The 18,724-nt window shown below is 66.5% G+C and carries 13 protein-coding genes; all 13 read right to left on the bottom strand.

Annotated features, from left to right (window positions below; translation table 11 throughout):
* Positions 1 to 732: DUF5684 domain-containing protein (locus E3T47_RS14195; protein WP_241982285.1), on the bottom strand; the 732-nt coding region annotated here is incomplete at its 3' end.
* Positions 733 to 3,336 carry a transglutaminase domain-containing protein gene (locus tag E3T47_RS14190; protein ID WP_166805729.1) on the bottom strand — a complete coding sequence of 868 codons (2,604 nt, stop codon included), beginning with the start codon at positions 3,334 to 3,336 and terminating at the stop codon, positions 733 to 735.
* 20 nt (positions 3,337 to 3,356) lie between these two features.
* Positions 3,357 to 4,745, bottom strand: coding sequence for a DUF58 domain-containing protein (locus tag E3T47_RS14185; protein WP_241982284.1), 1,389 nt, complete (start codon positions 4,743 to 4,745; stop codon positions 3,357 to 3,359).
* Positions 4,742 to 5,707 (bottom strand): AAA family ATPase, encoded by a 966-nt coding sequence (locus tag E3T47_RS14180; RefSeq protein WP_134556700.1) that lies wholly within the window; start codon positions 5,705 to 5,707, stop codon positions 4,742 to 4,744. Before E3T47_RS14180 ends, E3T47_RS14185 begins: the two co-directional genes overlap by 4 nt.
* A gap of 30 nt (positions 5,708 to 5,737) precedes the next feature.
* The gene (locus E3T47_RS14175; protein WP_134556699.1) at positions 5,738 to 11,737 is read right to left on the bottom strand and encodes an Ig-like domain-containing protein; all 6,000 of its coding nucleotides are present in this window, start codon (positions 11,735 to 11,737) and stop codon (positions 5,738 to 5,740) included.
* Between the two features lie 13 nt (positions 11,738 to 11,750).
* Positions 11,751 to 12,905, bottom strand: a complete 1,155-nt coding sequence (locus E3T47_RS14170) for a serine/threonine-protein kinase (protein ID WP_134556698.1) — start codon at positions 12,903 to 12,905, stop codon at positions 11,751 to 11,753.
* 300 nt (positions 12,906 to 13,205) lie between these two features.
* A complete protein-coding gene (locus E3T47_RS14165) occupies positions 13,206 to 13,913 on the bottom strand; it encodes a hypothetical protein (RefSeq protein WP_134556697.1) in 708 nt (235 codons plus the stop codon).
* The gene (locus E3T47_RS14160; RefSeq protein ID WP_134556696.1) at positions 13,910 to 14,578 is read right to left on the bottom strand and encodes a hypothetical protein; all 669 of its coding nucleotides are present in this window, start codon (positions 14,576 to 14,578) and stop codon (positions 13,910 to 13,912) included. The genes E3T47_RS14165 and E3T47_RS14160 overlap by 4 nt, the downstream gene beginning before the upstream one ends.
* The gene (gene pilM, locus E3T47_RS14155) at positions 14,575 to 15,663 is read right to left on the bottom strand and encodes a type IV pilus assembly protein PilM (RefSeq protein WP_134556695.1); all 1,089 of its coding nucleotides are present in this window, start codon (positions 15,661 to 15,663) and stop codon (positions 14,575 to 14,577) included. Before pilM ends, E3T47_RS14160 begins: the two co-directional genes overlap by 4 nt.
* A gap of 15 nt (positions 15,664 to 15,678) precedes the next feature.
* Positions 15,679 to 17,079 carry a hypothetical protein gene (locus E3T47_RS14150; RefSeq protein WP_134556694.1) on the bottom strand — a complete coding sequence of 467 codons (1,401 nt, stop codon included), beginning with the start codon at positions 17,077 to 17,079 and terminating at the stop codon, positions 15,679 to 15,681.
* On the bottom strand, positions 17,076 to 17,654 hold the full coding sequence (locus E3T47_RS14145) for a type II secretion system protein (protein ID WP_134556693.1): 579 nt from the start codon (positions 17,652 to 17,654) through the stop codon (positions 17,076 to 17,078). The genes E3T47_RS14150 and E3T47_RS14145 overlap by 4 nt, the downstream gene beginning before the upstream one ends.
* Positions 17,651 to 18,079: a type IV pilus modification PilV family protein gene (locus E3T47_RS14140; RefSeq protein ID WP_134556692.1), complete on the bottom strand. Its 429-nt coding sequence runs from the start codon at positions 18,077 to 18,079 to the stop codon at positions 17,651 to 17,653. Before E3T47_RS14140 ends, E3T47_RS14145 begins: the two co-directional genes overlap by 4 nt.
* Positions 18,080 to 18,188: 109 nt before the next feature.
* Positions 18,189 to 18,635 carry a type IV pilin protein gene (locus E3T47_RS16615; RefSeq protein WP_277871845.1) on the bottom strand — a complete coding sequence of 149 codons (447 nt, stop codon included), beginning with the start codon at positions 18,633 to 18,635 and terminating at the stop codon, positions 18,189 to 18,191.
* Between the last annotated feature and the right edge of the window lie 89 nt (positions 18,636 to 18,724).

Genomic DNA, 18,724 nt, shown 5'->3' with positions numbered 1-18,724 from the left:
GGGCGGCGCCGCGACCACCGGCGGTGCAAAGGGTGCGGGCGGGGCAGGCGTCGCCGCGACCACGGGCGGTGCCGGCGGTGCGCTCACATAGAACGGCGGCGGTCCGGTGGGCAGACCATTGACGGTGGGCGGAGCGAGCGGAGCCGTCGAGGCCAGCGGAGCGGGCGGTGTCGTCGAGGCCAGCGGAGCGGGCGGAGCGGCTGCCAAGAACGCTACGGGCGGCGCGGGCGGCATTGCGATCTGCCCGACGGGTGCGGGGGCACCGGTAGGGCCAGCGGCCGCGGAATCCAACACCACCGGCGTCATCGATAACGGCGTCACCGGGGCGAACGGCACGTATCCGGTCGCCGCTATGCCGGGCATCCAGCCGGTGTCGGCGCTCTTTCCGAAGCCGAGAACGCCGGCCCAGATGGGAAAGGAGACCAGATAGAGCAGGGTGAATCCCCCGCCGCGTCCCAGGCGTCGGTTCACGTTGTTGACCGCCATGATGAAGACGACGAACGCTACGACGTTCGCGGCCGGAATGAACAAACCAACCACCCAGAGGGCCGAATAGCGACCGAGTTCGAACAGGGTGATGGTGTTGACGATCGGCACCCAGCCCTTCCAAGCTTGTTCCCCGAGCTTCACGAAGATCTTGCCGAGGGCGATCGCTGCGAACACGTACAGGCCGAGGCTGACCAGCACGGCCACAGCTATTCCAGCGATCACCGCTCCAGATGATTCATCCATTTATGATTCGCGACCGCTGATGGGCGACCGCTCCCCCAATCTGCTGGTGTCGCGCCGGTTCGGGCGCACGGTGGTCGTGTCGTATCGCGACGTGCGTCGTCGAAAACTGAAGAGTCGGCCGCCATCCGCTAGCCGAGCAAAGGAACGCAGGGAAACGGCAGCACGCCAGCGGTCTCGGCGGGTGCCACTCGCGGCTAAGCCGGCCCGTTCCGCCGTTACGAGGGCCCAGAAGGCGTCGCTGTCGCCGGTCGCGGGGGGTATCGGTCCGAACACGGCGCGGTCGGCGAGGTTGGCGAGCACGCCACCGCCGACCGACTCGTAGTGCGCCGCGATCTCGACCCGGGTCCTGCTGCCCTGGTCGGCGAGGCCGCGATCGACGGCGGCGTCGATGTATTCGTCCCAGCCACCGGCGAACCGCGCCGACACGTCGGCAGCGCGCGCGCGGTCGCGACGGCGTTTGATTTTGGCGCCGAGAATGATCAGGAACGGCGTGCTGATCGCCAGCAGGATGGCCAGGCTGACGCCGCCGACCTTGAGGGCCGCGAACAGCCAGGCCAGGTCGGGGCCGGTGACCTGGTCCTCTTCCTGCTGGTCTTCACCGCTGGTCGGGTTCGCCTCGGGGGCGCGCTGCTCGGTGGCGCCTTCCGCGATCACCTCGGTGTTGTACTGCGGGTCGCGGGTGGTGTCGTCGATGGGTGACAGCGGGTTCTGAAACTGCGGGGTCGTCTCGACGGTGACCCAGTTGCCGTCGCCGCTGGCCACTTCAATCCAGGCTGCCAGGTTCTGGCCCGAGCAGACGCCCTGAGGGCAGGCGCCGGGCGCACCGGAATCCGTCGAAGCGCCGAGGGCGAATCCGAGCACCACTCGGGACTCAAACCCGAGGTGGCGCGCGAGCAGCGCCGTCGCCACCGCGAATTGTTCGTCGTCGCCGATCGCGGCCACCAACTGGGAATTCTCCGTGGCGGTCGTGCTGTTCTGCTTCTCGAGCAGCGCGGTGAAGAGTGCGTCGATGCGGGAGACCGAATGCCCGGCCAGGCTCGGCATGAACTGATAATCGGCGAGGTCGGCGGTCCAGGAGTCGACGGTCGGCACGGTGAGGGCGTGGCTGAGATAGCCGCGCTCGCGCAGCCGCGTGACGAGTTCGGCCAGTCCGGTGCCGTCGCTCGGGACCGCCTGAGCGTCGACCCAGTCGCGGAGGCTCGCAGGAATTAGCGTTTCGTCGATCGTGTTGCCGGCCGGGTGGGCGAGACCGGCTAGGGTCGGCGCATCCGGTTGGGGCTCGAAGACCATCGTGTAGCGGTCACCGTCTTTAAGGGCGTTGAGTTGAATACCGGATGCCGTGCCCGCGTTGTAGAAAAAGCCGTCGCTCAGGTCAGCGGCACGGGCACCGGCAAAGCGGATGCTGGACACCGCGTCGGCCCCCGGCATCCACACGCCGGTGTACCCGGCAATGTCGAACCTGGTCGTGACGCTCCCGGCGGATGCCCCGCGCGAGTGCGGCACCCGGGCAAAAGCGGAGGCCTGGTCGTTCTCGCCCGCAGCGGGGTTCACGACCCTAAAGACTTCGCCGTCGTAGTAGCTGAGCACGGCGAGGCGCACGCGCGACGCTGCGCCAGCGCCGTCGGTCGCGGTATCGACGGTGTCGCCGGTCACCGTGAACAGCTCCTCGTCGTACAGCTCGGCGCTGAAGTAGCTGCGGTACTGGCTGAGCGGGCTGACGTATTCGCGCAGTTCAACAGCCGGGTCGATGCTGCTGCGCAGCACCTCGCGGGCCGGCGTCGCCCAGGCAACGGAGAGCCCGCCGACCGAGACGCCGATGGCGAGCAGCAGTACACCGCCGGCGAGGACGCCCCGACGCATGCGACCGCCGAGACCGCCGAGAGTGCGCTGCACCCCGGTTGAGCGGGCAGCCAGGTCGAGCGCTTCGCTGCGAGCGAGGTGGGTGCGCCAGGCCAGAAAGCCGAAGGCAAGCAGCAAACCGGCGAGGCCGATCAGGCTTTCGCGGGGTGCCGGCAGGCTGAAGCCGAGCACGGTCAGCGGAATGCTCACGGCACTTGACCCGAAGACGAGGCCGAACAACTGCACGGCAAAAATGAGGGGCACAGCGAGGGCGAAGAGTCGGCCGCCGCGCCAGGCCAGCGATAGCGCCACCGTGGTGCCGCTGAGAAACATGAGGAACGCGGGCGCCAGGAGCGACTGGTAGGAGCCGACGGGCAGCTGGATGGTGACGAGCTCTTTCCAGCTGAACACCGTGGCGGTCACGAGGTCGAGCAGTCCGCCGAGAACGCCCGGCAGGCCGGTGACTGCGGTCGGGACTGCGAGCGGAACGCCGAGCAGCAGGTAGGCACCGAGCACGCTCAGCAACACGGTAAACCAGGACCAGCCGCGGAGGGTGCCGAGCCAGGCCAGGCCCAGCCCGACCGCGATGGCGGCGGCCGCCATCACCAGGTAGCTGGTGTCCTGGTAGATCGGCCAGGCAGCCCAGACGGCGACGAGCATCATCGCCACGACGAACAGGGCGTTGATCACGCGGGGACGGCGGCGGCCCTCGGGAGCACGGCGCGGCCGGACCAGGGGAATCGCTACCGTCACTGTTCGGTCCACTGAAGGAATCGCTGGCGTGCTCATGCGGCTCGTCGGCTGAGCAGGGAGCGAAAGTCGTCGAGCACGCCGATGGTCAGCACGCTCGTGCCGGCAAGGTCGCGAAAGCTTGGCTGTTCGTCGGGGTTGCACAGAACGGCGACGACCTGCACGTTGCCGGCGAATTTCAGGGTGAGCGCCTGCAGGCGTCGGGCAGTCATTGTCGACCCGCAGACCACGAACGCAATGGAGATATCGGGCACCACCTGGGCGGCGAGCACACAGACGTCTTCGACGTTCATGGCGTGCGGGCTGGCCTCGATCGCGGTGAGATCATCGAGCAGGGTGCGCGTCGACACGACGCTCAGGCTGCGCACCGAACGGATGCTGCTGCGCACGATATCGGGGATCTCCTCGCTCGCCACGACGGCGAGGTCCCGGCCGTCGCGAATAGCGCGCACGCCGAGCGACCCGGTAGCGCTGACCGCCATCTCGAACTCATCCTCGGAGGCGTACTCGGCGGCGTTGAGGCTCAGCACTATGGCCAGGCGGGAGCGTCGGCTCTCCTCGAACTGCCGAACCATCAGCTTGCCGGTCTTCGCGGTTGACTTCCAGTGGATGTGCCGCTGCCCGTCTCCAGGGGCGTACTCGCGAATAGCGTGAAAGGAGATGTCGGAGTCGACGATGTCGCTCGTGGGGTTGCCCTCGAGGTCGCGCACGAAACCGGCGCTCGTGCTCGGAATCGAGACGGTCACCGGATGCACGAACAGGCGGTTCACGTCGGCCCAGGCCACTTCGCGGCCGAACACGCCGAGCGGGTCGCTGCGCACGGTCGTAACCGGGCCAACATCGATGACGCCGCGGCGGTAGGCGGGCACGCGAACGTGTTCTTCGTGAACCTGGCCGGCGCGCAACAGCGGCACGTAGACATCCGCCAGCCCTTTGCCGATCGGAACGTCGACACGACCCGGCAGCTCGAGCCGCTTCGACACGTTGGTGACGGTGAGGGTGCCGAGCACTTCGGAGCCGGCGACGACCCGGTCGGCCGGCAGCACGAAGTCGACTCTGTAGGCCCGGCCGCCGGCCAGAAACGGCAGGGAGATCAGTATGAGGGCGACCGCCACACAGCCGATCACGATCAGTTCGGTCCAGCCGAAGACCAGGCCGAGCGGCAGCAGCACGATCGCGGCGGTGACGACCACCCATCCGGCCGGCGTGACCGTTTCGCCGACCCATTCAACGGATGCCTGCACACCGTTTCGCACCGCTCGCGAGATCCGCATCCAGAGCACGACAGCGCCCACGAGGGTCAACGTCGTTGACTTACTCGCGCGCGTGGTGCTGTATCGGGTGTGCGTTGCAGACCGGGTCTGGGTTGCGGTTCGCGACTGCGTCGATGTCAGTGCGCGACGCGATTCGGTGTGAAAACTCACGCCAGGTCGCTCCGACTGGGCGGTACGATGTCGAGCAGGATCTGGCCGATGACGGCGCTCGCGGTGACTCCGTCGAACTCCGCTTCGGGGTCGAGCACCATGCGGTGCGCCAGCACCTGCTCGGCGAGGGCCTTGACGTCGTCGGGGGTGACGAAGGTGCGGCCGTGGGCGACGGCCCAGGTTTTGGCGGCCTTGGTGAGGGCCCGGGCGCCTCGCACGCTCACGCCCATGCGCACCTGGCGGGCGTCGCGGGTGGCCTCGACCAGGCGGCCGATGTAGTCGTAGACGAGGGGGTTCACGAACACTGTGCGTGCGATGTTGCTCATGCTCATGAGGGCCTGCGGGGTGATCACCGGAGCGAGTTCGTGTCGCACGTCAGCGGTGCCCTCGAGAATGCGTATGGTCGACGCGAGGTCGGGGTAGCCGAGCGAGGCCTTCATCATGAACCGGTCGAGCTGGGCCTCGGGCAGCCGGTAGGTGCCGGCCTGCTCGATCGGGTTTTGGGTGGCGATGACGAGAAAGGGCACACCGGTCGAGCGGGTGATGCCGTCGATGGTGACGTTGCCTTCTTCCATGGCTTCGAGCAGTGCCGACTGGGTCTTCGGGCTGGCCCGGTTGATCTCGTCGGCGAGTACGACGTTGGCGAAAATCGGTCCGCTGTGAAACTCGAACTCGCCGGTCTTCTGGTCGTAGACGGTGATGCCGGTCACGTCGCCGGGCAACAGATCGGGGGTGAACTGGATGCGGGTGGAGACGCCCTGAACGGTCTGCGACATGGCGCGGGCGAGCGAAGTCTTGCCGGTGCCCGGAAAGTCCTCGAGCAGCAAGTGGCCCTCGCTGACCATCGCGGTGAAGGCGAGCTCGATCACGTGGCGCTTGCCGAGAACGACCTGCTCGACGTTGTCGACCATCATCGTGAAGGTCGCGGCAAACCAGTCTGACTGCTCCGGGGTGATTGTCATGTGTGTGGCTCTTTCAGTGTCACGAGATTGTCAGGAAGTCGGGGCCGCAGAACAGCCGGTAGCCGTGGCCTGGGTGGTACCGGAGACCGTAACGAGGCCGGAGGTCTGCGCCGCCGTCCACGTGATGGTCCAGTTCACGTTCTTGGTCTGGGTCGCGTCCGTAGGAACGGTGGCGCCACCGCGGTACGCCCACATCCGACCACCCTTCGGGTTCGGCACGTCGTACTCTGCACCGGTCACAACAGCTTCGGCCAGACCGGCCGAGGTCGCGTCGACGGCGACCGCGATGGGGCCGCCAATGACGCAGCCCGAGTTATTGAGGCCGGTGACCGCGAACCTGACCTGCCAGGCGCGCGAGGCATCCGCCGCCGCGACCGTCGACCAGTCGCTGCACAGGGTGCCGTCGGACTCCGTGCAGTACCGCACCCGAATGCCGGGGTCGGAACCGAAGACGGTCGAACCGGTCACCGCGTCGAAGTTCTCGAAGTCGACCGCGAAGTCTCGTGGTACGTCTGCCGTCGACGTGGGTGTCGTCAGCAGGTACTGGCCGGTGGCCGGCGCGCCCATACCGTAGGTGTACTCCCCGTCACCCGGAGCATCCGGCTTCTCCCAGGTCGTGATCGGTCCGGCACTAGCCGTCGTGACCCCGAAGCCGTTCGAGTAGCAGATCGTCACGTAGTACTTCGTGTGCTTGGTCAGGTTACCGATCATCGGGTCGTCCGAGGAGGACGCACCCTCCGGCGTGAATCCCGCCGGAGTCAGCGTGCAGGCGGCGCCCTCGGTCAGCGAGGCGACATAGAGCACCTCCTGCGAAACCGCACTGAAGTTGGCATCGAACGCGGCGTCGGTCACGGTGATCGATCGGTGCTGCGAGCTCAGCTCCCCGATCGAAGTGATGGCAGGCGATCCGGCCACGAGCACGGTCTGGGACATCGATTCATCGGTCGGTCCGCTGCCCGCCGGCTGGTCGTCCCGGCTGAGCGGGGTCGCCGTGATGGTCTGGTTGCCTACGGCCAGCGCGAGGGTGAATACGGTCGTTCCGACGCCGGGCGTAGTCACGGGGTGTTCGGTGCCGTTGATGCTGTACCGATTGGTCGAGGCGTCGTTATTCTCGATGGTCACGTTGACGGCACCGGTCCCTTCGCTCGTGAGGCCCTCCTCGAAGACCGGCGCAGCAGAGAGCGCGCCCATGCCCGGGGTGTCGTACGACCAGGCCCTGATGCTCACGGCACTACGGGATTCCCCGACCGCGTTCACGGCTTTCGCCTCGTAGAGGTCTTTCTGGCCGTTCTCGCTCGTGCGAATCTTGCCGCAGTTGCCCGACGTGTCACAGCGAGCCACCGAGGCACCGTTACGGTACAGATTAAACCCCTCGAGCGCAGGGTAGGCCGCGTTGGCGCCGCCGGGACTGACCGACAGGGTGATCGATCGGTCACCATAGGCGATCTGCTTCACCTCGTTCGGCGCCGTCGGGTAGCCCTGCAGGTCAAGGGTGATCGACCCGTTGCGGCTTCCGGCGCTGAGCTTGCCCTGCGCGTCACGCACCACGAATCTCGCCTCACAGACGCCGCCGGCGGTGTCACCCGACCAGCTGGCCCGAACGTTCCTGGAATTCTCGACCGCGAACGACACACCGACGCAGGTACTCGGTGCAGTGACGGAGACCAGTACGAGCGGGGTGCCGCGGTACAGGTTGACCTCGCCGGCCGTGCCGACGACGGCAATCGAGCAGCTCGAGCCAGACGACTGGGTGCAGGGCGTGGCCACGGTGCCGCCCTTGGGCAGTTCGCTCGGCGCCGGGCCCACTTTCAGGGCGAGCACTGACGCAACCGCGTCGCGGTGGCTCGACAGGCTCACAGTGACGGCTGCTTCGCGGCCGGCTACGGCGTTGTCGGCGACACCGATCGTGAGGATCGCGCCATCCTGCGTCACGGTGAACTGGTCGGAGGCGAAGTCAATCGCAAAGGTCAGGGCTGGCACGTCACCCTTGCCCTGCCACTCGACCATGTGGCTGAGATCGTAACGAATGGCCTCGGAGCCCGAGCTGGCGGTGAGCGCCGCCGGGCGCAGTTCCGGCTGCGGGTCGAGCGGCTCGACCACGATCGGCACGACGAGCTGGGTGTAGTCCTCCTGCCCGTCGATGCGCGCCGGCACCGTGCAGGAGTCGGTCCACGGCGCGTCAGACCCGGCCGTGTAGGTCACCGTCGTGCCCGACTCGAAGCTGCACGTCGCATTTTTGCGCTCCCCCGACGAACGGATGCCCGTGCGCTGCAATTCCAGGTTGGTCCCGGTGGGGATCGACACGAGGCTGGTCAGGTTGAAGCTGACCAGGGCATCTTCCCGGACAATCTGGTCGACCTTGCCCTTTTTGAGCGCGATGATGATGGCGTCCTTCGCCGGAATGCGGAGGAACCCGTAGGTGGTCACCTCGATCCCCTGAAAGTTCAGTCCGGTCAGTGCGAACGGGGCGAGCAGGCCCTCGTCGGGAACCTTGCCGCTGATCTTCCAGCCCGATACCTCGAGGCCCGGGTGGCTGCCCCACAGAGTCAGACTGAGGTCGGAGACGTCACCGGAGTTCCAGGAGACCTTGTCGGTGACCACGTCGACACCGTCGGGAAATGCAGCGCGTTCGTCCAGGGCGAGGGTCGTGTCAATCACGACCGGATAGTCGGGAACGGAGGAGCGCACGACCTTGACCACAATGAAGCCCTGGGCGACGTCGTCATTGGCGTTGGTCACCGAGTAGACGAAAGTGAGCAGGCCCGGCTCGTCGGCGGCCGTGAACACCACGCGTTCGTCGGTGACGGAGTCGATACGCCCGGCAAGCGCGTCGTATTCGGCGGTTCCGGCCGCCGCGTCTGGCGTGACCAGGCTCAGGGTCAGGCTGCCGCCGCCGGGCTCGATGTCGTTGGCGGCGGGAAAGACTACCACCTGGCTGTCGGGTCCGGCCTGCACCTCGACGTAGTCGCTGAAGGTGATCGGGCTTGGGTTGGAGCGCTGGTCGAGCACCCCGATGCGCACAAGCGCGAGTCCGGTGGCCCCGCCGCTGTCGCGCACCCGGTACTGAAATTCAATTGCGCCGTGATAGTCGAGGGGGCTCGAGTAGACGATGGCGTCGCCGGTGGCATTGATCGACGCCGTTCCGCGAGCCGGCTGGGTGATGATTCGATCGAGCACGACGGTATCGCCGTCAGGGTCGGTGCCGAAGCTGTCGAAGGGAATCTCGATGGTCTCGCCCGAGAGTACCCGACCGTACAGGGTGCGCGGCTGGGGCGCCGTGTTGTCACCCTCTGCGAGCACTTCGACCGAGACCACGGCCGAGTCGATGAGTTCGGGAGCGCCCGCTGTGTAAACGCTGTAGGCGAGTTCGTAGCTGCCCGGTTCGTTCGGAGCGAGGTAGCGCAGCTCGGCGCCGGCCGCGAAGGCCAGGCCCTGGTCGCTGCGGTTCTGCACCGATTCGGCGTTGAGTATCACGATGTTGCCGTCGGACGCCACATCATTCTCGAGCACCGGAATGTCGATCTGCGCGCCGACTCGCACCGAGACACTGTCGTTCATGGCGATCGGCGCCTGCGGAACGGGAGCCTCGAGCAGGTACACGGTGGCCTCGCCGCGCACGGTGTACAGCGGGTTCTCGGTGCCGTCCGACACGGTGTAACGCACGGTGCCGAGCTTGCCCGGCCGTTCATCGGCGGTGGAGCCGCGCACCCGCAGCACGTTCTGCCCGACGACGTCGACGCTGAGCGAAGCGCCGAGCACGGTCTCGGGAATGGCTTCGCCTAGCAGCAGCACCCGTCCGGCCGGATTGGAGACGGCGGTGAAGACGTCAACGCTGGTGTCGGCCTTGGGCCGCACGAAAACGGTCACCGGGGAGGTCGCGAGCGCCCCGGAATCCGCTGCGACCACCGAAATGCGCACGAGCGATACGACCTCGCTCACGTCGTCGGCGATCGTGAGGCTGACCATGTAATTACCGATCGCGGTCGCGGCGAAGTCGAAGGCGGTACCGTTGGCGGTCACGGCAACGGTGGAGCCCTCGGCGCTCGTCGGGATCGTGGCCGACTCGATGCGGTAGAGGCCGGCAGCGCCGGCGACGTAGATGGCCGGATTCACCGTGAGGCGTTCGTTCACTGCGGCGAGCAGCGCGAACGGTTCGACCGTGAGTCGCGGGGTCGGCGTGACCACGATCGTAAGCACCTTTTCGGCCGACGCTCCGTGAATGTCGGAGACGCGCACCAGGATCACGGCCGATTGCGCGGTCTGTTCGGCCGCGTTGGCGTGCTTGTAGACGAGCACGCCAGCGGGCGTCACACTGACCGAGCCGATCCCGGTGGTGTTCACAGCGGATGCGACGAAGAGGGGATCCCCGTCGGGATCGACCCAGCCGGGCAGCACCGGAACGGTCATCGTGCCGCCGGGCTGCACCTCGGGGCTTGGCCAATCCTGCAGGCAGCCGTCGGTACCGCACCAGACCGGTGCCGAATTCACGTCGTCGCCGTGCACGGTGAGCGTGACCGAGGCGGAAGGGGAGTCGAGGCCGTCGGTGCGCGAGCCGTCGGTGATGGCGTAGTTAAAGGTTGCCGAGCCGCTGGCGCCCGGGGCCACCTGCACCGCGAGTACCTGGTTCTGGTCGGTCACGCTGACGGTGCCCCAGGAGGGGTCGAGGCCCGTGACCGAGGCGGGCACGACGCTGAGCGCGTCGTCGTTGGCGTCGTGGTCGTTGAGCAGCACCGGCAGACTGACGAGCTGGTCCACGCGCACGCCGAAGGCATCCGGCATGGCAACGGGGGCCTTCGGTTCGACGACTTCGGAGGCTTCTTCGATGTCGTCCTGACGGTGGGGCTCCTCGGCGGCGGCGAGGGTCCAGTCCTGGGAACTCGCGATGAGGGCCCCGTCGGGAATGGTCCACACCCATCCGCTGCGGGTGTCGTTGAGGATCAGGTGCGATTCGTTGGCACGAAAGGCGGGGGCGGCGTCGCCGTTCGGCGTGCCAGCGCCGAAGCTCAGCGGGGATTCGCCGGCGATCTCGCTGAACAAGGTGCCGGCGATTCCCGAGGCGGGCAGCCAGGCCGCGTACCGCACTCCCTTAAAGGGCGTCGGTGCGGCGGGTACCCCGAGCACGGTCTCGGCGTCCCCGATTAGCGCGGTGCGTGCACCGTCGGCGAGCGCGAAGGCGACCAGGCCGGTCTGGTCGGAGATGAACAGATCGTCGGCGCTGCCGCTCGGGCGTTGCAGCACGGCCAGTTCGCTCAGGTCGGTCTTGACCGGTTCGCCCTGACCGGCCAGCCAGAGTTCGTCGCCGGCCACGCTGAGCAGTGCCCAGGTATCGCCAACCACGCTCAGTTGGCTTCCGGGTTCGGCCGGACCGTCGGTAATGGCGTCCTCGCCGAGCATTCTGGCCTCGGTGATGGAGTAGCGGAGCACTGTTTCGGCGTCGCTCGAGTAGCTGTAGAGCACCCCCTCGGGGGTGATCGCGATCGCATCGGAGCGATACGCGCGGGGAGTATCACCCGGGGCGACCTCATCGTCGATGTACGGGTTCACTGGGCGCGGTGCATCAGCCGCGCCCACCGCACCAGCGAAGACCGTTCCCGAGCTCGTGAGGTAACCCACCCACGAGGTCGATGACGCGATGGTTCGGGTTCCGGCCGGCGTGCTGTCGTAGTCGCCCGCGTCGTTGCCGAGGTCGAGCGGTGCCGCGAGGCTCACGTCGACGACTTTTTCGTTGTTCTGCGCGAAGAGCAGCACGGTGGAGTCGGTCTGCACCAGTTCGCTCGGTGCCGGCACCGTCTTCACCGTGTCGAGTTCGCCGAGATCCGTATTGATGCGGGCGTACCGGTTGCCGTCGCCGCTCTGCAGGGCCCAGATCGAACTCGCGTTGACCGGCGTCTGCTTCACGTCGAAACCATCGACGACGATGGCCACCGTGGCCAGCAGCGCACCGATCGCGGCGACCGCGGCGATGCGAATGACGCCGAGGCGTGCCTTCGAGACCACAAACCGGCGCTGACGAGTGCGTTTGCCGGCCATCAGACTCCGCCCATCAGATCAGCCCGACGATCACGAGGGCACCGACGGTGACACCGATACCGACAACGACCGCGCTGGTGAGCAACAGGCTGAGCGTGAGCGGGGTGAAACGCGTGCGACCGGTTTCTGCGGAGCCCGGCCGCGTACCCTCCGGGGTTTGCGATAGCGGGCGATGCGCGCTGCGCCGCGGGCCGGGGCGCAGCGTGGGAATGATGACATCGGAGATGACGGCACCGCGCGACTCATGGTTGTCAAAGTCAACGGGTGCCCCAGCGGATGCCCACGCTTCGTCCGCCACCTCGAGCGCGGTGAAGGCCAGGCCGAGTTCCCGCTCCACGCGCTGCAGGTCGTGGGCGCACTCGAGCAGGCTCGCCTGGCGCGCCGCCGGATCGCGATTCATCATGCGGGCGAGGACGCTTTCGAGGGAGGCAGGAACATCCGCTCGCCCGATGCTCGTGTATTTTGCCCGTTTGATGCGCTGTTTCAGCTGCGCGCGCGACCCGTTGGAGCCGACGGCCAGCTCGAACGGGGCCCGGTCGGCCAGCAGTGAGTAGAGCGTGGCGCCGAACGACCACACCTCGGTCGCGACCGTGCCGGTCGTGCGTTCGTCGACGACCTCCGGAGCGCTCCACGGCAGCGACATGGCGAATAGTTCGCCGCCTGCACCGCTGGCGCCACCGGCGAAAGAGGCGGCGATGCCAAAGTCGCCGAGCACCGGACCGCCGAAGGTGGTGGTGAGAATGTTCGACGGCTTGATGTCGCGGTGCAGCACCTTGGAGCGGTGCGCCGTCTCGAGGGCGCCGGCGATTCGCACGGCAACATTGAGCACGGTCGCCACGGGCAGCGGCTCCGCGCGTTCGCGGGCGGAGTACGAGCCGGGGCAGAATTCCATCACGAGGTACGGGCGACCGTCGGCTGAGATACTCGCGTTATACACGGTGAGAATCGAAGGGTGCGAGCTGAGCCGCGCCATGACATCCGCTTCGGCGTTGAACGAGCGCAGGACGTCGTCGTCGACGATGTCCTGCAGCAGCACCTTGACCGCCACTGAGCGGCGCGGCAGGTTCTGCTCGAACAGAAAAACGTCGGCGAACCCACCGGTACCGAGGGGGCGTACATAGGTGTAGCCCGACAAAACGGGCGGGGCAGAGGGGAGTCGCCTGCCCATTATTCCCCCGACCTGCGTTGTTTCTGTGGTGTGTCTTTGTGTTGATTCGCAAAGACTCAGCCGGTCTCGGAATCAAGCCTAACGATGGTGCACGCCCCCAGTACTCCCGAGTCAACATGGTATACCTCCAAAATGGGGGTGCAGGGCTCCGAGTGTGTGCGCTGGCCTGAGGGGACGGGCGAATGCCCTGCCGTAGCAGCGGATGTGTGATCGGTGAGGACGTGAACGTAACGCCCGATCGTGAGTAGCAGGTGGGAGCGTCACGGTGAGCGTCACGGTAAGCGTCAGTCAGCACAGACATCAGCTGGCGTTGAGCAGCACGTAGACAATCCCCGCGATCTGGCCCGTCACCCGGTCGGGAACGTCGGCACTGGGCGTGCCGGAACTGAACGAGGTCACCGTCATCAGACGCTGGCCGTTCTGCAGGTCATCAAGAAAGTCCAGAACGGCGTCGAAACTTCCAGTGACCGAGATCGTGACCGGCACGGCGATAAAATTCTCCGCGGTCACCAGCGGGCTCGCAGCCGCAGCCGCGGCCTCTGCTGCCCCCGCCGCAGCACCGTCGGTGGCAGGCGCGTTCGTGGCAGCGCCGCCGGTAGCAGCGCCGCCGGTGGCAGCGCCGTCGGTGGCAGGCGCGTCCGTGTCGGCCGCGGGCACGACCGGCACGTAGGGCATCGCGTCGGCCGACGAGAACTCGGTCAGGGTGACCGACGTACGGCCGGCCATCGCATCGAGTTGGCCGATCAAGGCGGGCAGCGCTGCACCCTCCGGAATCGCCTCCCGCAGCACAGCGAGTTCGTCTTGAACCGTCTCGAGGCCGTCGAATTCACGCTGCAGGGCCGCGAGCTGCGCTTCGTAGACCTCGTTCTGGGCCAGCGTCGCGGTGTGAGTCGTGCGGGTCGCACTCAGCTCGTCGAGTTTGGGCGAGATGCCGAGCGTGAACCCGGCCAGCATGACGATTACGATGACGAGAATCGCTCCCACCAGCCACCACTTCGTCGTCGTCACTGGGTCACCTCGGCTTCTGCGAACCGGTTGGAGAAAGCCCTGGCGTTGACGTGCAGCGTGAGACTCACCTCGTATCCCCCGGAATCGAGCAACGCCACCCGGGTCGGCGCACTGTCGGCGTACCCGGGCAGGGTCGCCATCGCGTCGAGCCAGTCGGGAACGCTCGGCAGGGTCGGACTGGTCAGGGTGAAGCTGATGGTCGCCACACGACTCGGCTGCAAGGGCGCAGTAGCCTGCATGTACGGCACCCACGGCGAACCCGCGTCTAGTACCACGGCGCCAATCACGACGTCGCCGGGCAGTCGAGCGCGAATCTGCTGCAGATAATCGGTCCAGTCGATATCAACGGATGCCGCCAGCCGGCGGGCCGCGACGGTCGCGTCGACTTCCTCCTGCGCCCGGCGCACCGGGGCGTATTCGCCCTGCGCGGCCAGGAGTTGGGTCGTGCGCGCCTGCACGACAGCGAGGCTGGCCTGGCTGCGCTCAGCTTGCCAGGTGGCGGCGGCGATGCCGGCGCCCGTGACGAGCACGACCGCGACGACCGCGACGGCAAGGCCGCGTCGCAGCCTGCGACCCTTCTGCTCCACCATGACTTCGGGCGGCAGCAGGTCGACCCGGGGGTCCCCGCCGATGACCGGGTCGTGAACTGTCTTCGGTGCGCTCACGGTGTGCGTCCCAGTGCGAGGCCGAGCGCGACGAGATAGTCGCCGCCCGAATTCGCCAGCCGCTCGGCGTCGACTGCCCGGCCAACGGCGAGGCCGCCGGTCGGGTTCGGCAGCACGACCGGCAGCCGGGTGAGTTCGGCGAGTTGCGTGGCGAATCCGCTCAATCGTGCTCCGCCCCCGGTCAGAACGATGCGGGTCACGGGCAGGTCGTTCCGGGTGTGAATGAAATAGTTCACGGTATTACGCAAGCTGGTCAGCAGTTCGCTCACACCCTCATGAATGACGAGCGCGGCGGTCGCCGCGATATCGGCCGGCCCAGCGGCATCCGCTGACCTACCCGGGAGCGGACCGCTTGAGCCGATACTGGAGGCGCGTTTGAGGGCCTCCGCCTGATCGACGGGCATGTCCAGCCGCGCGGTGAGCGCCTGGGTGAGGTCGTCACCACCGGCCGGAATGAGCCGCACGAACTGGGGAACTCCGGACGCGGTGATCACGATGCTCGTTGTCCCGGCTCCGACGTCGATCTGCGCAACCACATCGTCGGTGGGGCGGCCCCGACGAATGGCGCGGCTGAGGGCGAACGGAATCAAATCGACCGCGACCGGGTTGAGCCCGGCCAGCTGCACCGCCCGAACGTTTCGCAAAACCACTTCCTTGACCGCGGCGATCAGCAGGCCGTTGAGCTGCGGCCCCGACTGTCCATCGCCGGGCACGGCCTTGATCGGGTAAAAGTCGAGCAGGGCCTCAGACACCGGAACGGAAAGCAGATCCTGCACCTGGAACGGCAATGACTCACGGATGCTGCCAATCGACTGCGCCGGAACGGTCAGGTCTCGAGCAACTACCCGATGGTTGCCCATGCCGATGACGACATTCTTGCTGGTGAATTTGCCGCCCGCCCACAGCCGTTTCAACTGCGACGCAACAGTATTGGGCTCGAGCACCTCACCGCGCCCGACGGCGCCGTCGGGCAGCGTTTCCTCGTGGAATCGCACGATGGTCGGCTGATTGCGCCCAGAATCGGCCAGTTCGACCGCTCGCAGCGAGGCGCGGCCGATGTCGATGCCGACGACGTGGCGGGTCATCGCGTACTCCGCGCATCACTCATTGCTCACGTCCCGCATGGAGGTCATATTCCCCAGTTCGGCTACGGTCCCGGCCGAGCCTCCGACGGTGGTAGCGCCGGTGTCGAGGTCGATTCCCGGCAAGCCGAGCGGCGCCGATTCGAACCGGGTGTTGTTTTTGAAGTCGTTGGCACCGTTGGCGTACAGCTGGCCGCGCCATTCGAACGTGTTCACGGCGTTGAAGCGGCACGGCGTGTAGGTCATGGCATCGATCGTGGCTGCAATCGTGAAGCTGTTCTTCATCCAAAAGTCACCCTGCGGCGCGCCACAGGTCGGCAGGTGGTCTGCCACCAAGTCGGGCGTGATGAACCAGAGCTTGTGCCGCGCTGCCGTGGATGACTGAAACTGCACGTTGTTGATGAAGGTGAATCGGTTGGCGAAAATGACGACGTCGGCGGTGAGCTTTACCGTGCCGACAGCGGTGACACCCAGGGGGCAGAGGGCTAGGGCGTTGATGATGATGGGTTTGCCGCCGTTCGCGGCCGCGGCGAGCATGCTCGCATCGATCGTGCAGCTAAGGCCAATGGGCGTGACTTTGTAGGGCACGCCGTTTGCATCGACCCAGTCCCCCGGAGCGTAATTCACGTCGACCCAAGCCGGTACCGTCGGAATCGGCGTTCCGGCGGTGTATGACGTGTAGACGCCGCCGATCCGGCTGGCCCGCCCGGCCGCGTTCAGGTTAACGCTCGCCGCCGTGAGGTTGCCGGTCACCACACCGAGCGTCGCGGCACCGGATGCCCACGCATTGCCTTCGATGGCGCATCCGCTTATATTGAGGTTGCCCGCCGAGACCACCACATCACCCTCGATCACGGTGTTGTTGGAGCAGGACACATTGCCGTTCTTCACCTGAATGGCCGCGCGACCCGATTCGGCCACGAGCAGGTCGGCATTGTTCATGAACACGACTCCGCCGTAGAGGTACATGGCGGCGCCGCTCGGCCTCACTCCCGGTGGCACGGCCGCGTCGTACTCGAAGATCGCTTCCACCCGGGTCTCCTCTCCAGCCAGCGCGGTCATTGAACTGCCAGTCGACTCGACCCGCAGCCGCAGCGCCGCGACACCGGTTGCCGGGCAGCCGTTCAGCCAGACGTTGTCGACCCTGCTCAGGGAGTACGACACGTTGGCCGTGAATTGCGGCGACGAGCGCGAGTAGGTGGGCTGGCAGGCTCCCTGGGTCAGACTCAGCTGGGCGGCACTGACTCCGCTTTCGGCGGCAGCCACCGATTGCACCGAGGCGCGGGTGCTTCTGGTGAAATCGAGCGAGTAGAGCGTGGACGTGGTCAGGGTGAGGGTGATTACCATCATCACGCCCATGACGCCGATCACCGCCATGAGCGCGCTACCCCGCTCGGTGCTCGCAACGTTGTGTTTCACAGGCATGGGTCCCCAATCGTTGCGAGCGTGCGCGGCGTCACCGTCGTGTTCATGACGACCGATGCCTGCGCACCGGCATCCAGGTCAAGGGCCACCGTGATGCGGTCGTTGACTCCGCCGAAGACCGGCGCACCGTTCGTGCTGACGCCGTCACCCAACTTGATCCAGCTGCCCAGATCACCCGAGACGGGAACCGCAATGCGGCTCGCCGGCGCCGTGCGCTTCGTGTACAGCGACCCGCCGGCAGCCGGAGTGTAGAACCAGGCCTGACACGACCAAACCATGGATGCGGCGCTGCCCGCGGTTCGCGCGACCAGGAACTGACTGTCATCGATGTTCTGCAGCGAGACCTGCGAGGCGTTGCGCACCCCGGACTGCACGGACCGGCTGATCAGCTGCCCGAGATTGGTCGCCTCGGTCGAACCGCGCACATCCCGCTCGGTTTCCACCGAGCTGATCAGCATACCGCCGACGATTGAGAGCACCACCACGGCAAAACTCATGTAAACGAGGAGTTCGATGAGGGTATATCCCGATTCCGGAGCGGTCGATGCGGATGCCGCGGTGTGGGTCACGGGGCGTCCAGCAGAATGAGAGTTTCCGCCGCCGTCAACTCGTCGGTAGACCCGGACAACGTCACCCACACCCGCAGCTGCACGACCCGCAGATACGGTTCGGCGCACACGTCGGTGATAGGCAGGTCGAGACGCACGTGCGGCTGCAGCGAACCGCGTTCCGAAACCACGACCGCTGGCCGGATCGAGGTCATGGCCTTGACCGCGGAGCAACTCGACCCCGACGCCCCGACCCGCTCGAGCTGTTGGGCGACAATTTGCGTCGCTTCGGCAAGGGTCGAATTCGTGGCGGAAACCCGCATACTCTGCACCAAAATCGGTAGAAAAGCCACGGCCAGCAGTCCGATCAGAAACACGGCCACCACAATCTCGACCACCCCGAAACCCGACTCGTCGGGGCGCTTGACACGGGGTGCGTCTGGCATGCTCACCCCTTCCACGGATCGGTTTTGTTTGATTAGGACGCAAGGTGCCGGGCGGCAAGACCAGGAGACGCACGTATAGTGGGGCGCCGCTGCCGGCGCCCCACCGCGGTTATGGGGTCGCAGCGGTCGCAGCGGTCGCAACGTTGGAGACGCAGGTGCCTTCGATTGCGGCACCGTTGTCGTCGATGGCGAACATGCGGGTCGAGCTACCGAACTTTCCCGTAATGCAGAAAGCCGTGGCCGACCCGGTCAGCACCACGTCGACCTCTTTGCTCTCGGTGTATGCGCTCGCGTCATCGAGGCTCGCGGGATATCCCTTGGTGACCATTTCGGCGACGACGGCGGTCTTCGCCTGGGTGATCTGGGCTTTCACGGCACTGTCCTTGGCGCCCTCCTGCTGGTTGAGAAAGATCGGAATCGCCACGGCGGCGAGCACTCCGATGATGAGCACGACGACGAGCAGTTCGATCAGGGTGAAGCCCTGTTGCCGATCGCGAATCGCGATGCGTGTGCGGGAAAGTGCCCCCAGGGTGCGGTGAATCATCAATCGAATCATGAGCGTGGTTTCCTTATGCTGTGGAACTGCTGTGGGCTGGGAAAAATGGGAATATGGGAAATGCCACATTCGCACTGGAACTGATCTTA

Source organism: Cryobacterium ruanii, assembly GCF_004404055.1.
Taxonomy (GTDB): domain Bacteria; phylum Actinomycetota; class Actinomycetes; order Actinomycetales; family Microbacteriaceae; genus Cryobacterium; species Cryobacterium ruanii.
The sequence above is the reverse complement of the archived record's forward strand: the minus strand, read 5'-3'. Positions and strand labels throughout refer to the sequence as shown.